Here is an 11514-nt window from a genome sequence, read left to right as displayed (position 1 = left end):
TTTATATTGTTTTTTAGTCTTCCGTCACCACTGCATCACGCTCCCCATCTTCTTCTTTTCCTTCCTCAATCATTTCCTCGGCTTCAGCTTTTTCCTCTTCGGTAGCATAATCAATTCGTTCCTCCTGTTCTTCCTCCTGTTCATAATCAATGAAAAATTCACAGAACACCGGAAGATGATCGGAACCAAAATTATCAAGCGTTTTCAGGTCTTCAATAAAAATTTCTTCACTGTGAAACATCAGATCAATCGGGAATCTCAGCAAACGGTATTTTGCATGAAAGGTGGAAACAAAAGAACGCCCGATTCTCGGATCGATAAGATGACTTGTTTTCCTGAAAAGAATGGATGATTTCGACCACGCTACATTGTTGAAATCTCCTACAACAATCACCGGTTTTTTTATTTCGGTAATTCTTTTGGCGGCACTCAGAAGATCTCCGTCTCGCTCTTTTGAGGTTTCTTCTTCCGTTGGGCTTGGCGGAGGTGGATGAACTCCGAAGAATACGAAAGAAAATCCATCCTCGGTTTTCAAATGCGCTTCAATACTTGGAATATCATCTGCCACGAAATAATGCGTTTGGGAACTTTCGATTTTTAATTTGGAATAAAAATGCATTCCATATGTATTTTCCAGAGTTACTTTATGCTGAAAAGGATACTCTTTTTCAAGTTTTCGCAGTGCTTTTTCCCAGTCTCCGTTGCTTTCCATCGTGAGGAACATTTGCGGCTTACATTTTTCGATAAGCTGAATAAAACGGTCATATTCTGTATTAAACTGGTAAACATTGGCAGAAATAAAATGTACTTTATCTGAAGATTTGTACTTCTGAGAAAACTTCTTAACCGGATAAAGCGGAGTATATTTTATGAGAATGATACTGTGATGAATGAACATTAAGATTAAAAGTCCCTGAAAATACCAAAAGTATGTTGAATCTTTTACAAAAAAACCTAAAATAAAGGTGAAAACAGTAAAAAATGTGATCTGTATTTTACCAAATTCAGGCACACGGAAAACCCAGTGCGAATGCTGAATTTTAGGCAGTATGGTTAAAATTAATAATAAAACGGTCAGACTCAGGTAAAATGTCCACATATATTTTTCAAATAAACAGATAAATTTAGTGTAATTTTATAAGTTTTCAAACGGATTGCTGTTTAAACTTTGTTAATTCATTTGAAATTAAATTTAAAATTTCGTTATTTTAAACCTTCAGATAAAAAAATCTAACCTATGAACAAAATGTGGGCTGTTTCCCTGTTACTGGGAACTCTTTGCTTTGGACAGCAAAATCAGAATGCAGAAATTGAAAAACCCATCCGCAATTTATTTGCCGGAATGAAAAATTCCGATCCGGAAATGATGAAATCTGCTTTTGCAGATACCGCGATTCTTCAGACCATTACAAAAGACGGCGTAAAAACCGAAGATATTGAAGCTTTTGTAAACTCTGTTTCCCAAATGGCAAAAGGCGATCTCGAAGAAAAAATTACTATTGAAGCCATCCATACAGACGGAAATCTTGCCAGTGTTTTTACTCCGTATTCATTTTACTACAAAAGAAAATTCTCTCATTGCGGAGCCAACAGTTTTCAGCTCATTAAAAAAGGGACGGAATGGAAGATTCAGTATGTAATTGATACCAGAAGAAACGATAATTGTAAAGAAATTAAGTAATGAAAATTCATCATATTGCCATCATTTGTTCAGACTACGAAGTTTCTAAAAAATTTTACACAGAGATTTTAGATTTAAATATCATTCGTGAAGTTTACCGTGAAGAAAGACAGTCTTATAAGCTCGATCTTGCCATCGGAGATCATTATGTCATTGAGCTGTTTTCTTTTCCAAATCCTCCGCAACGACCTTCCAGACCGGAATCATGTGGTTTAAGACATTTGGCTTTTTCGGTTGAAAATGTAAAGGAAAAGAGAGAAGAATTAAGTCAGAAAGGTTTGGAGTGCGAAGAAATAAGGATAGACGAATACACCGGAAAAGAATTTTTCTTCACACAGGATCCGGATCAGCTTCCGTTGGAATTTTACGAAATGTAAATTTTAAAACTTAATTAATCATGAAAAAAATTGTCATACTTCTTGCCGCATTTGCTTTAACCAATATCAATGCTCAGAAAGTCAATGAACCGAAAGATCATCCTAAAGAATGGTCACAATCTTACGAACCGTTCCGTATTGCCGGAAATCTGTATTACGTAGGAACGTACGATCTTGCTTCGTATCTTATCGTTACCAATAAAGGAAATATCTTAATCAATACAGGATTAGCAGATTCGCTTCCGATCATTAAAAATAATATTAAAAAGCTTGGTTTTAAATACCTGGATACCAAAATATTGTTGCTTACACAGGCGCATTACGATCATTTGGGCGCAATGGCAGATATAAAAAAAGAAACCGGAGCCAAATTATATGTGGATGAAGCCGATGCCGATGTCCTGAAAAGCGGTGGGAAATCAGATTATGAACTGGGAAAATACGGTGTTACTTTTAAACCTGTAAAACCTGATTATATTTTAAAAGATAAAAATGTAGTAACGCTTGGAGATGCTAAATTAACAATGTTTCATCATCCCGGTCATACGAAAGGATCATGCAGTTTTCTGTTTGAAACCAAAGATAGTAAAAGAAGCTATAAAGTTTTAATTGCGAATATGCCGACTATTATCATTGACAAAAAGTTTTCTGAAGTTACCGCGTATCCTTCTATCGAAAAAGATTATGAATATACTTTAAATGCCATGAAAAATCTGGATTTCGATATTTGGGTTGCTTCCCATGCAAGTCAGTTTGATTTACACAAAAAGCATAAGCCAAAAAATAAGTACAATCCGGCAGTTTTTATGAACAAAAAAGAATATTTAGACGAACTCGATTCTTTAGAAAAAGACTTTCTGAAGAAGAAATCTGAGTAAGTTTAATGCGCATACCCCGTAAAGAAACTGATTGCCATAATTGCAAGAACAATGGAAGAAATGACTACGTAGATGTAGTCTTTTTCTTTTAAATACCCGATTAATGCGAAAATAATTCTCATTAAAGGAGTAAAAACCAAAAGAAGAATTCCCAACTGGATAATCGCCATTCCTTCTCCTTTGCAAAGCGAATTCCAGAAGTGTCCCCACACTTTTTCCGAAGATTCTCCCATATCCAGAGAAGTATATTTTTTAGGCATTTTAAATCCTTCCGTGAAAAGTTTGATAAAGCCGATTAATGATGTTGCAACAGAAAGGATAACTCCCAGTCTCAGCAAATTTCCTACCGAACGGTTCAGATCTACATCCGTGAAATTCTTTCTCATTATCTGAAGCTTTTATTGATACCGTTGTACATCATGTAAACCGAAAGAATTGTGATGACAATGGCAAAGAATGTCTTTAATTTTTTGGTTTTGGAAACCATCAGCGTTTTAGATCCGATAAAACTTCCTACCACAACCCCAATAAGAACCGGAGCTGCAATAACCGGAATAATTTCACCCCTCTGAAAATAAATCAGCGCACTCGCAACCGCTGTTACTCCGATCATAAAATTACTCGTCGTCGTAGAAACTTTAAAAGGCAGTTTCATCATATTATCCATTGCCAGAACTTTCAGCGCACCGGAACCGATTCCCAGCAATCCGGACATGGCTCCTGCAAACATCATCATCAGAAATCCGGGAACTGTATTTCTTGCAGAGTAGCTTTTCACCACCCCTTTATCAGGAAAAGTTCCGAACAATTTTAATTTTTCTTCCAGACTTCCTTTAATAATAGGTTCCTGATGATCCGGTTTTCCTTTTAAATTTAAAATAACCGTTAAAAGAAGAATACTCGCGAAAATAATTCCGATCGTATTCGGATTAAGCATTCCGGAAACCAAAGCTCCCACGATGGCGCCCGAAGTAGTGGCTATTTCTAAAAACATCCCGACTCTCATATTGGTAAAGCCTTCTTTTACAAAAGCTACCGCCGCACCGGAAGAAGTTCCGATAACAGAGATAAGAGAAGCACCGATGGCGTAATGCATAGGAACGCCGAAACCCAGCGTTAATAAAGGAATAATGATAACTCCTCCTCCCAATCCGGTCAAAGAACCCAGAAGTCCTGCCGAAATTGCTCCAAGAAAGAGAATGATGATTTCTGACATGTTACAAATATAAAACTATTGCGTTAGTCTGCCAAACGTTTAAAAAAGATAAATTTGACGTATTTTTGCACAAACAGAATTTTATATGAAATTATTTTATATCATCCTCGGAGCCACCCCGAAAGGACGAAATATAGAGCAGCATGATGTTTTCTTCGGAATTGCGGAAAGCCTGAAAGATCTGGTTCCGGATATGAAAGAGTTCTGGAAAGATGCTAAAATACACATCGACTGTTATCAGGAAGTGCGTTTTATTGATGGTTTTGAAGTGAAAATTACAGAAAGAGGAGAGAAAACATCGGAAGAACAGCTTTATTTTATTAACCTTGGAGGATATAAAAGAGGTTTTTTTGAAGAATTTCATGAACAGCATTTAATGGTGGGAAATTCGATGGCGGAAGTTACAAAAAGAGCAAAAGCTACAGAATTTTATAAAACGATGGGATTCAAAGGAGCGGAAAGTCATATCGATGATAAACACGGTGTAGACATTGATGATATTTTTAAGGTAAATGATATTCTTCCTGAAAAAATGAAAGAAAAATATTCGATTTCATTAATAAAATCCAATGCTGAAAATCAGGAAAACGTAGTGGAACTGGGATATCTGAAAATTGATAAAATTCAATAAAACATAATGCTCATAGCTGAGTGAAACGCCTTTGCGAGCGAAAAATAATGAGTGAATTTTTCAAAAAGTCTTAGCGAGCTTAGCGTTAAATTTTAAACTATATTAAATCTAACAGAAAATAAAAGTAAAAATGAAAATTGGAATTTTAGGAGGAGGACAGCTCGGAAGAATGCTGATTCAGGAAGCATTGAAATACGACGATGAATTTTATACGCTGGATCCTGCTTCAGATGCACCCTGTCATAATATTTCCTACTTTACACAGGGAAATTTCAACGATTATGAAACCGTTCTAAATTTCGGTAAAGATAAAGATGTCGTAACCATCGAAATCGAGCACGTAAATGCGGATGCTCTTGCCGAACTTGAAAATCAGGGGATAAAAGTCGTTCCGAATTCTAAAATCATTAAAACGATTCAGCAGAAAATTCTTCAGAAACAGTTTTACGCGGAGCACGATATTCCAAGTCCGGAATTTGAAATCATGGACGGAAGTTCCGACGAAATCAAAATGCCTCTGCCGTTTGTACAGAAAATGAACACAGGAGGTTATGATGGAAAAGGTGTTCAGGTAATCCGCTCCAATGAAGACATGAAAAATCTCTGGATACAGGATTCTGTGATCGAAAAGTTAGTGGATATTGATAAAGAACTTTCCGTAATTGTTGCCAGAAATGAAAACGGAGAAACAAAAACTTTCCCTGTAACAGAAATGGTTGCCGATCCGAAGCTTAATCTTCTGGATTTCAACATCTGTCCTGTTTTTTTAACCGAAGAAATTGAGGAGCAGATCAATTCGATCACAGAAAAATTCCTTAATGCGATCCATTCTCCGGGACTTTTCGCCATCGAACTGTTTTTAGATAAAGAAGGAAAAGTCTGGGTGAACGAAACGGCTCCGAGACTTCATAATTCAGGACATCAGAGTCAGGAAGGAAATGCGAATTCACAGTTTGAGCAGATGTACCGCGTGGTAAAAAATTTACCTTTGGCAGATACAGATGCCATTATCTACAGCGGAATGCTGAATTTAGTGGGCGCAGAAGGCTTTTCCGGAAAAGTAGTTTATGAAGGAATGGAAGATGTTTTAAGACTTCCTGAAACTTACGTTCACTTGTACGGAAAAACAGAAACCAAACCGGGAAGAAAAATGGGGCACATCAATGTTCTGGCAGAATCCAGAGAGGAACTGATGGAAAAACTGGTAATGGTAAAAGAAATGGTAAGAGTTATTTCCGAATAATTTTACGATTAACATCATTGAAAAAGACTGCTTTAAGAGGCAGTCTTTTTAATTTTATTTTTTAACTCTGTAAGCTTCATTTCTTTTTTATTTTTTGAAATATCTCCATAAACTGTTTTTGAATCTTTATTAAATGTAAGCCAATAACATCCGCAAGCTGAAATATAATAATCTTTTGGTCTTTCTTTGATGTGAAAATAGTTATTCTTACTTCCGTCACTCGCAGCATTAAGACTCATGATGTAGTATTGACTTAGTTGAAATGAAGAAAGATAAGGTCTACAGAGATTTCCATTATCTCCCCAAATGATAAATGTCTTTCTGGATTCTTTTCCTTTTACAACTTCAATAACTTCAACTTCCATAGACATTGGAACTTGCTCATCATTAATATCTTTGAAGGTAATAAACTTTTTTACTTTAACTACTGTGATTAATTTTGAATTTAAAGACATTTTAAGAAAACCTCCTTCATAATTACAATCACAGGCATAATTGTATTCATATGTTCCAAAGAATAGGATAAAACAGATTATATAGGTAAATTTCATTTATTTGAACTTTTTCTAAAATTAATGTCTTTATTTTCTTTTGATATCATTTAAATAATGATCAACATAATTTTCATAATTACTTCTTAAATTTTCACTTTCGTTTTGAAAATAACTTTGCGCGTTCTCTGCTGTTTTGATATATTTTTTAAGTTTAAGATTAAAATTCCAAAATTTATACGTTAAGAATAAAGAAAATACTAATATCGAAAAAATATTAAAAATAACGACTTCCAAATTACTATCAAAATAATTACTTACGGTGAATAATTTGAAGAGATTGTATAGTGATAGAACTATAACAGCCATATTAAGAAAAGCGATCAAATAATTCAAAATTTCATTTTTTTGAATTTTTACAAAATCATTTTTTAACTCTTTGAATTTTTGTTCATGCGTATTTACTCTCTTAATTTTAAACAATTTATATTGCCTTAAATCTTCGTTGATTCTTTCTGTTTCATTCATGATTTGGTAATTAGTTTTTAACAAGTGAAATATAAATATTATTTGAATATAATATACACTTTTTACTTAAAAATCTTCTTAATCACATTTCCGATTTCCATAAAATCATCATGATTTCCTACGGAACGTTTTTCCACATCATTTTCATCAAATTCGGAGAACGGAAAAATCAAAAGATAATTATTATTGCGAAGATTTCGGTTCAAAAGTTCCGGAATCAGCCTCATCTGCGGAATGTAGGATTTCATGCCTCTTTTTGCCATAAAAACAATTAAAGCTTCATCTTCTTTAAGTTCCGCTGCGGTTTTTTCGCCGTCTTTCCATGAATTCATAATGATAAATTCCGCTTCGATATTGGCTTTTTTAATAATTTTCTGAAGAATGTCTAAAATAGTTTCCGAAGCATAAAAAACAATCGTCGCTCCGGAATTTCTGGCTATATTCCAAACCCTCAAAAGCGCATGAAAGAAACCTGCTTCTTTATGGGCATTTTCGGGAATCATCACCGCATATTTTTTGATGGTCGACAAAGGCTGTGCAGCGTGATACACCAAAACATTAACGTGGTCGTTCTGAAGATAGCCGTTGTAAAGATTATACACAAAAGAAGGGGAAAAACCTTTTTCATCTTCCAGTCCGATGATGATATCGGTGATATTCTGTTCTTTAATAACGTTATTCACTCCGTTGATGACATCGTTATCGTATCTTTTCAGTGGCTGAAGCTTTACATCCGCAGCAGCAGCCGTATCTGTAGCGCTGTGCAGCAGTTTTTCGGCATTTTTTACAGAAGATTCATTTTTATCTTCGTTAATGACGTTCAGTGCGAATATATTTTCTGTGTTGGAATGTGCTTTAATTAAAATTCCCAGATTCACCATTCTTTCAACGGTAGCTTCATAATTTAAAGCTAAAAGAATATTTTCCTCTTCATGCGTATTTCCGGAAACCGTATCTTCATTGTCCTGTTCCGCTATTTTCTGTGCACTTGCCATCGAAACAAATGATGATATCGTACATGAAATCAGAATCAGCAGAATACTTCCGTTCAGAACGTGTTCATTTAATAATCTGATCGGTTCTCCCGTTTCCGTTTCCGAAAGGATAATATTGTAACCTACCATTACTGAAGCCAGCGTTGCCGCTGCCGAAGCAGAACTCAGTCCGAAAATCAGCTTTCCTTCTTCTTTGGTAAGCCTGAATGTTTTCTGTGTAGCTACCGCCGAAAGATATTTTCCGCCAATCGAAGCTACAAGCATAATTCCGGCGACTTCCATTGTTTCCCAGCTTTTGAAAAAAACTTTGAAATCAATCAGCATTCCTACACTGATCAGGAAGAAAGGAATGAAAATTGCGTTTCCGACAAATTCTACACGGTTCATCAGTGATGAAGTGTGAGGAATCAGCCTGTTTAAAGCCAATCCTGCAAAGAACGCTCCGATAATGGCTTCAACTCCTGCCAATTCTGCCAGTAAAGCGGCGAGATAGATCATCACCAAAACAAAAATATACTGCGAAATTTTATCATCTACTTTTTTGAAAAACCAACGTCCGATCATGGGGAAAATCAGCAAAACAATCAGTCCGAACACAACGAATGAGACTGAAAGTTTCACCCAGAATTCTGTGCCGACATCACCCTGCGACATTCCCACAATTACGGCAAGAACCAAAAGCGCAAGAATATCTGTAATCATCGTTCCGCCCACCGTAATATTTACTGCCGGGTTTTTGGCAATTCCCAACTTGCTTATCAAAGGATAGGCAATTAATGTGTGTGACGAGAATAAACTGGCAAAAAGAACAGAGGTAAGGACAGAAAAATGCAGAATATAATAGGCTCCGAAATATCCTAAAACAAAAGGCACGGTAAAGGTATAAATTCCGAAGGTGAGACTTTTCCATTTATTTTTTTTGAAATCACCCATGTCTATTTCCAGTCCGGCAAGAAACATGATGTAAAGCAGTCCAGTAGTTCCTGTCACCACAATACTGCTGTCTCTTGCAAGAACATTGAAGCCATTCGGACCGATTACTGCTCCTGCGATAATCAATCCCAACAGATGAGGAACTTTTATTTTATTTAAAAGCAATGGTGCGGCAAGAATAATAATTAAAACCAGAAGAAATTTAAGTACCGGGTCTTCGATGGGAAGACTCAGGTTGTGTATGCTCAGTAAAGTCATTATGTGTTTATTTGGTGGAACGGATAAGTTCTACAGAGAATTTTGCCATACAGTTGTTGTCTACTGCAATGGTTCTTGTACCTCTAATTTTATTGGCTGAAAAATCATTGAGAAGCACATTCATTTCGACCTGTTTTTTCGAAGTAGAATCTGTTTTAAAAGTAAGCTTTGCCTCGTTGTTTTCAAATTTTCCGGAGTAAAGTCTTACCAGATTATTGTTATTGATGATCTTAGTAACCAACTGGATAGAATCGCTGTCGAATTCCCACGTATCGGTACGCTGATCTCCGACTACATAATCGCTGCAGTTGGATTCTGTACAGACCACTTTTCCCGTCCAGGATCCGGCAATTTCAGCAGGCCAGACCACAATTTTCACAGAATCTTTTTTAGCAAAAATACTGTCTCTCATTTTTAAAAGAGACTGATATTCAGATTCTTTCTGGGCGAATGATTTTTCTTTTTCCAGTAATTGCTGCTCTCTTAAAGTAAGGTCATTTTCCTTTTTTCTATTGTCGCAGCTTGTTAAAAGCAGAAGAATAGCAGAAACTGCAAATAAGGCGTTTTTTATCATATTGAATAACTTGGTGAAAACAATATAGGAAAAAAAACGGAAAGATTAAAGTCTGTATTTTTGTCTGAACAGTAATAATTCAGACTAATTTTTATCCGATTCGTTGTTTTTTGAACATTTCTCTGTTGTAATTAATAACAAAAACACCCAAAATGATCAATATTGCTGCAATGATAAATTTAGCTGAAATTTCTTCATTAAGGATCAGCCAGCTCAAGAAAATCGAAATAATGGTATTGATGTAAGCCAGAATGGAAACCTGAACCGGAGAAACTTTGGTTAAAGCATAATGATAGGCGAAAAAAGCTGCAACAGAGCCAAAAAGCGAAAGGTAAAGCATTGCGGAAATACTTTTTACAGACCAATTTTCGAAGTTATAATTTTCGCTGAAAAGTAAAGCAAAGATAATCTGAATGATCCCTGCAAAAGCAAACTGATAAAAAAGATTCAGCGAAATATTTTTACTCTGAATATTCATTTTTTTAGTGAAAATTGTTCCTGAAGCCCATCCTGCAATGGCAAAGAGTAAAAGGAGAATCCCAAATCTGTAATCCGGATTGGCTAAATCGTTAATACCGTCCCAGAAGATGAATAAAATCCCTCCAAAACACATGAAAAGCCCCAACATTGCACGAACGGTGAATTTCTGCAACCCGATTGCCACACTTCCTAAAAATACGACAATGGGTGAAGTGGCACTGATTAATGAAGTTAAACTGCTGGTTAAGGTTTCTTCCGCTACCGTTGTCAGTCCGTTTGCCATAATCAGCATCAATGAAGAAAAAATAAGCTGATATCCCAGATTTTTCCAGCCGATCCACTGGAACTGTTTTCTGTACAGTAAGATGAAAAGCATGATAACTGCTGCCAGAAACTGGCGGATTCCCGCAACAAACCAAGCCGGAATGGTTTCAACAGCAACGCGGATTGATAAAAATGTAGTTCCCCAGACAACAGCAACGGTGAGAATGGCAAGAGTAAGCTTAAAATCTTTCAAAATGGTGGTCTTAGCGGCAAATATATTCAATTAAAAGTTCATTCAAAAGCTTTCCTGAGCTTCATCAATATTATCCAACAACTTTTAAGCCTTTTTGCGTGAGGTTTTTTAATTTTTTATCTTTGAACATCTAATAAATTGAAAAATGGTAGGAATAATAATGGGAAGTCAGAGCGACTTACCGATCATGGAACAGGCAGCGAATTTTTTAAAATCTTTAGACATACCTTATGAACTGACGGTAGTTTCTGCCCACAGAACACCGGAAAGAATGTTTGATTACGCGAAAACCGCTAAAGAAAGGGGAGTGAAAGTAATTGTTGCCGGAGCGGGAGGAGCAGCCCATCTTCCGGGAATGGTAGCAAGCTGCACAACTTTACCGGTGATCGGAGTTCCGATTTTATCGAGTAATTCTATTGACGGCTGGGATTCTGTATTATCGATCCTGCAAATGCCGGGTGGAATTCCTGTAGCTACAGTGGCTTTGAACGGTGCTTTGAATGCGGGGATTTTAGCTGCAAAAATTATCGGAAGCTCTGATGAAACCGTTGCTGAAAATCTTCAGATATATCAGGAATCTTTAAAAGAAAAAGTTCTGGGAACAGTGGATGCTATCAAAGCACAGCACCCAAATCATTTTGATAAATAATTAACTGTAAATGATCGATTAATTATTTTGAGCAAATTTAAAATAAGGATCATTTACAGCTTG

14 protein-coding genes are annotated in these 11514 nt (G+C 36.0%); 6 read left to right on the top strand and 8 right to left on the bottom strand.

All coding sequences use genetic code 11. The features are described 5' to 3' along the window. Positions 1-13 precede the first annotated feature (13 nt). Positions 14-1099 (bottom strand): endonuclease/exonuclease/phosphatase family protein, encoded by a 1086-nt coding sequence (locus tag B0E34_RS17075; protein ID WP_087711433.1) that lies wholly within the window; start codon positions 1097-1099, stop codon positions 14-16. A gap of 138 nt (positions 1100-1237) precedes the next feature. Between B0E34_RS17075 and B0E34_RS17070 the strand changes: the two genes are divergently transcribed. From B0E34_RS17070 to bla, 3 genes are read left to right on the top strand one after another with little or no spacing between them, the layout of a single operon-like run. Beyond that, a complete protein-coding gene (locus B0E34_RS17070) occupies positions 1238-1681 on the top strand; it encodes a nuclear transport factor 2 family protein (protein WP_087711431.1) in 444 nt (147 codons plus the stop codon). Then, the gene (gloA2, locus tag B0E34_RS17065; RefSeq protein WP_087711418.1) at positions 1681-2058 is read left to right on the top strand and encodes an SMU1112c/YaeR family gloxylase I-like metalloprotein; all 378 of its coding nucleotides are present in this window, start codon (positions 1681-1683) and stop codon (positions 2056-2058) included. The genes B0E34_RS17070 and gloA2 overlap by 1 nt, the downstream gene beginning before the upstream one ends. Positions 2059-2078: 20 nt before the next feature. Next, positions 2079-2936, top strand: a complete 858-nt coding sequence (gene bla / locus B0E34_RS17060; protein ID WP_087711416.1) for a subclass B3 metallo-beta-lactamase — start codon at positions 2079-2081, stop codon at positions 2934-2936. 2 nt (positions 2937-2938) lie between these two features. Here bla and B0E34_RS17055 read toward each other — a convergent pair whose 3' ends face one another. Beyond that, complete coding sequence (locus B0E34_RS17055; protein WP_076396752.1) at positions 2939-3322, bottom strand: DUF1634 domain-containing protein; 384 nt, start codon at positions 3320-3322, stop codon at positions 2939-2941. Beyond that, on the bottom strand, positions 3322-4152 hold the full coding sequence (locus B0E34_RS17050) for a sulfite exporter TauE/SafE family protein (protein WP_076396750.1): 831 nt from the start codon (positions 4150-4152) through the stop codon (positions 3322-3324). The genes B0E34_RS17055 and B0E34_RS17050 overlap by 1 nt, the downstream gene beginning before the upstream one ends. Positions 4153-4237: 85 nt before the next feature. On the opposite strand from B0E34_RS17050, the gene B0E34_RS17045 reads away from it, so the two are divergent. Both B0E34_RS17045 and B0E34_RS17040 read left to right on the top strand, forming a co-directional pair. Continuing rightward, positions 4238-4783, top strand: coding sequence for a DUF1543 domain-containing protein (locus tag B0E34_RS17045; RefSeq protein ID WP_087711414.1), 546 nt, complete (start codon positions 4238-4240; stop codon positions 4781-4783). Positions 4784-4913: 130 nt separating this feature from the next. Next, positions 4914-6026, top strand: a complete 1113-nt coding sequence (locus tag B0E34_RS17040; RefSeq protein WP_087711412.1) for a 5-(carboxyamino)imidazole ribonucleotide synthase — start codon at positions 4914-4916, stop codon at positions 6024-6026. Between the two features lie 32 nt (positions 6027-6058). On the opposite strand, the gene B0E34_RS17035 is transcribed toward B0E34_RS17040, so the two are convergent. From B0E34_RS17035 to B0E34_RS17015, 5 genes are all read right to left on the bottom strand, one after another. Further along, positions 6059-6577: a hypothetical protein gene (locus tag B0E34_RS17035; protein WP_087711410.1), complete on the bottom strand. Its 519-nt coding sequence runs from the start codon at positions 6575-6577 to the stop codon at positions 6059-6061. A gap of 30 nt (positions 6578-6607) precedes the next feature. Further along, positions 6608-7045, bottom strand: a complete 438-nt coding sequence (locus B0E34_RS17030; RefSeq protein WP_087711408.1) for a hypothetical protein — start codon at positions 7043-7045, stop codon at positions 6608-6610. 62 nt (positions 7046-7107) lie between these two features. Continuing rightward, positions 7108-9231 carry a cation:proton antiporter gene (locus B0E34_RS17025; protein ID WP_087711406.1) on the bottom strand — a complete coding sequence of 708 codons (2124 nt, stop codon included), beginning with the start codon at positions 9229-9231 and terminating at the stop codon, positions 7108-7110. Positions 9232-9238: 7 nt separating this feature from the next. Then, the gene (locus tag B0E34_RS17020) at positions 9239-9805 is read right to left on the bottom strand and encodes a hypothetical protein (protein ID WP_087711404.1); all 567 of its coding nucleotides are present in this window, start codon (positions 9803-9805) and stop codon (positions 9239-9241) included. A gap of 91 nt (positions 9806-9896) precedes the next feature. Continuing rightward, complete coding sequence (locus B0E34_RS17015; RefSeq protein WP_087711402.1) at positions 9897-10802, bottom strand: DMT family transporter; 906 nt, start codon at positions 10800-10802, stop codon at positions 9897-9899. A 145-nt stretch (positions 10803-10947) separates the two neighbouring features. Here B0E34_RS17015 and purE point away from each other — a divergent pair, with 145 nt between their 5' ends. After that, positions 10948-11451 carry a 5-(carboxyamino)imidazole ribonucleotide mutase gene (gene purE / locus B0E34_RS17010; protein WP_087711400.1) on the top strand — a complete coding sequence of 168 codons (504 nt, stop codon included), beginning with the start codon at positions 10948-10950 and terminating at the stop codon, positions 11449-11451. Positions 11452-11514: the final 63 nt, after the last annotated feature.

This window comes from Chryseobacterium mucoviscidosis (assembly GCF_002177115.1).
Lineage (GTDB): Bacteria > Bacteroidota > Bacteroidia > Flavobacteriales > Weeksellaceae > Chryseobacterium > Chryseobacterium mucoviscidosis.
Note: the sequence above shows the minus strand (reverse complement) of the source record. Positions and strands in the feature narration are given on the sequence as shown.

Excerpts from the sequence above, each read along its gene's own strand:
- B0E34_RS17075 (WP_087711433.1), bottom strand. The coding sequence starts at position 1,099 with ATGTGGACATTTTACCTGAGTCTGACCGTTTTATTATTAATTTTAACC.
- B0E34_RS17070 (WP_087711431.1), top strand. The coding sequence starts at position 1,238 with ATGAACAAAATGTGGGCTGTTTCCCTGTTACTGGGAACTCTTTGCTTT.
- gloA2 (WP_087711418.1), top strand. The coding sequence starts at position 1,681 with ATGAAAATTCATCATATTGCCATCATTTGTTCAGACTACGAAGTTTCT.
- bla (WP_087711416.1), top strand. The coding sequence starts at position 2,079 with ATGAAAAAAATTGTCATACTTCTTGCCGCATTTGCTTTAACCAATATC.
- B0E34_RS17055 (WP_076396752.1), bottom strand. The coding sequence starts at position 3,322 with ATGAGAAAGAATTTCACGGATGTAGATCTGAACCGTTCGGTAGGAAAT.
- B0E34_RS17050 (WP_076396750.1), bottom strand. The coding sequence starts at position 4,152 with ATGTCAGAAATCATCATTCTCTTTCTTGGAGCAATTTCGGCAGGACTT.
- B0E34_RS17045 (WP_087711414.1), top strand. The coding sequence starts at position 4,238 with ATGAAATTATTTTATATCATCCTCGGAGCCACCCCGAAAGGACGAAAT.
- B0E34_RS17040 (WP_087711412.1), top strand. The coding sequence starts at position 4,914 with ATGAAAATTGGAATTTTAGGAGGAGGACAGCTCGGAAGAATGCTGATT.
- B0E34_RS17035 (WP_087711410.1), bottom strand. The coding sequence starts at position 6,577 with ATGAAATTTACCTATATAATCTGTTTTATCCTATTCTTTGGAACATAT.
- B0E34_RS17030 (WP_087711408.1), bottom strand. The coding sequence starts at position 7,045 with ATGAATGAAACAGAAAGAATCAACGAAGATTTAAGGCAATATAAATTG.
- B0E34_RS17025 (WP_087711406.1), bottom strand. The coding sequence starts at position 9,231 with ATGACTTTACTGAGCATACACAACCTGAGTCTTCCCATCGAAGACCCG.
- B0E34_RS17020 (WP_087711404.1), bottom strand. The coding sequence starts at position 9,805 with ATGATAAAAAACGCCTTATTTGCAGTTTCTGCTATTCTTCTGCTTTTA.
- purE (WP_087711400.1), top strand. The coding sequence starts at position 10,948 with ATGGTAGGAATAATAATGGGAAGTCAGAGCGACTTACCGATCATGGAA.